Source organism: Haloferula sp. (assembly GCF_049672945.1).
In the GTDB taxonomy this organism is placed as follows: Bacteria; Verrucomicrobiota; Verrucomicrobiia; order Verrucomicrobiales; family Akkermansiaceae; genus Haloferula.
Map to the genome: position 1 here is coordinate 1 of NZ_JBATWY010000190.1, position 1,741 is coordinate 1,741.

At 61.4% G+C, this 1,741-nt stretch carries 2 protein-coding genes; one reads left to right on the top strand and one right to left on the bottom strand.

From position 1 onward, the window contains the following. Nucleotides 1-379 (top strand): hypothetical protein (locus tag WBG04_RS17435; RefSeq protein ID WP_424315985.1); only part of this gene is annotated, 379 nt, incomplete at its 5' end. A gap of 342 nt (nt 380-721) precedes the next feature. Here WBG04_RS17435 and WBG04_RS17440 read toward each other — a convergent pair. Then, nucleotides 722-1,741 (bottom strand): IS91 family transposase (locus tag WBG04_RS17440; protein WP_424315986.1); only part of this gene is annotated, 1,020 nt, incomplete at its 5' end.

Below are 1,741 nucleotides of genomic sequence, written 5' to 3' on the forward strand. Positions count from 1 at the left end.
ATCCACCGCAGAGGAGTCGCCTGTCGATCTCGCTAAACGTGTAATTGCCGACAAGTCCCAGGCATTCACGACGATAGATATTGAGCATGCCGGGGTTGTCAGTGCCGAGGTGCGCGACCCGAAAGAAGAGACGTTAATCGAGGCCTCAAAAGAGGCAGAAAGGACGTTTGAGACATATATGCTCGGCGACTCTGTTCCCGAGGACGTTCGGATCGCCTACGCAATTCGACTGCTGGCGGCCAAATGGATTCCCACCAAAGGCGCCCATCAATACGGCTTCGGCAAGTTTGACAAAGAGAAGAACGATCAATTTCTGCGGGATGCTCTCGCGCTTTCCGCTCGACTAGCCGAAATCAAGCAAGCCGAACCCCAAAGATAGCTTCGGGTGATAACCCCGATGCTATCCGTTGTTGAACTGGCCCAGGCAGGTCGGGCGGGCGCGGGTCCTACCGCTCTTGCGGTTTCAATTCACTCCTAAGAGTCAATGACTTGCCGTGGCTGGCGGGCATCGATGCGGCGATTGACCCTTTCTGCGGGGGCCGCGAGGCGAATCGCGAAGTGATTCGCCCGGCGCCCGAGGCGCTTGCCCCTTTCGAGTGAGTGACGATAGTGATCCGAGGCTTCGAACCGGGCGTGCTACGAGGTTTGTCGGAGTTCGCAGGTGCTCGTTCTCTGGACACGGCGGCTTGCGATGTCTTTCGAGATGTATGGAGCGGAGTGATCATGATCTGACGAGGTGTCTTCGAGGCGGCCCGCGCATGAGCCGGATCGGGGCGATCTCGCGCAGGAAGGTGAGTTCCCCGCCGCAGCATTCGCAGACGAAGGGCTTGGCTTCGGGGAGTTTGGGGAGAGGCTCGCCGAGTTCGCCGAGCTTGGCGCGGATGAAAAGTCGGGTCTTGCGCGCGGCGCTACCAAGGAAGCCGTAGTGACGGATGCGGGTGAAGCCTTTGGGCAGGACGTGGAGCAGCCAGCGACGAATGAATTCGTGCGGGTGCAGGGTCATGGGGGCGGTCCGCTTGGTGGTGCTGCATGTCCAAAGCAGACGGACGTTTCCTTGTTTATCATATCCTAACAGGCGCTTGGCTCCGAAGGCGCTGCGCTGGACGTAGCGGGCGAGGTAGCGCAGCGCGGTTCTGCCCTGGCCGACGGGTTCGAGGTTGACGTTCCACGTTTTGGCGGGGCTCAGGACGTGGCGCTGTTTGGGGGTGAGTTGTTGGTATATCTCCGGGTGGTCGGCCTTGAGCGCGCTGTGGAGACGGCTGCGGAAGCGCTCGGCGAGTGGGCGAAAGTGGACGAGGAATTTGTCGTTGGCGGGATGGATGAGCTGCCGGGTGGCGGCGTTGAATGCGATGCCGGGGGCGATGATGTGGACGTGGGGATGGTGGCCGATTTTCCGGTCCCAGGTGTGGAGCACGCCGGTGATGCCGCAGCGCGCTCCGTGGAATTTGGTGCCGACGATGTCCTGAATGGTGGCGGCGCTTTCCCGCAGCAGGAGGCTGTAGAGGATGGCGGGATACTGCTGACAGAGGGTCCGCAGCTCCTCAGGGATGGTGAAGGTGATGAGGAAGTAAGGGACGGGTAGGAGTCGCGCCTCCTGCTTGGCGGTCCAGACTTGCTGGTCGAGGGCGCCACAACGCGGGCAGCTGCGGTGGTTGCAACTATGATAGGCGTAGTGCTTCTTCTGGCAGCCGCCGCAGCTGTAGACGCGCCCGCCCATTTCCGGGGTGCGGCACGCGAGGAC